Annotated in this window: 1 protein-coding gene; it reads right to left on the bottom strand. The window is 60.8% G+C overall.

The features are described from left to right. Window positions 1–314: Ig-like domain-containing protein (locus V0U79_RS13670; RefSeq protein WP_330200068.1), on the bottom strand; the 314-nt coding region annotated here is incomplete at both ends.

The raw sequence follows: 314 nt of genomic DNA, 5'->3' as shown, positions 1-314 counted from the left end.
AACGTCACCGTCACCTCAAACGCTGCATTCACAGGACCAGAGGGCCCTGAAAGCGCTACCGTCGGTGCTGTCTGGTCATTCTCGACAGAGAACTGCGTCGCCGCCGTGTTGTTGTTGCCGGCGGCGTCTGTCGCGACATCGGCCGCAACATCCACCGTCACATCGCCATCCGCACTCGGCGTGATCGTCGCGGAGAACGTCGTGTTGTCAGAGGTCGACAGGTTCGAAGCTGTGCCATTGCCAACCGTGAGGTCGGCCAGGACGAAGTCACTCACGGCCTCCGAGAACGTCACCGTCACCTCAAACGCTGCATT

Origin of the sequence: Hyphobacterium lacteum, assembly GCF_036330345.1 — a bacterium.
GTDB classification, from domain to species: Bacteria; Pseudomonadota; Alphaproteobacteria; order Caulobacterales; family Maricaulaceae; genus Hyphobacterium; species Hyphobacterium lacteum.
The sequence above is the reverse complement of the archived record's forward strand: the minus strand, read 5'-3'. Positions and strand labels throughout refer to the sequence as shown.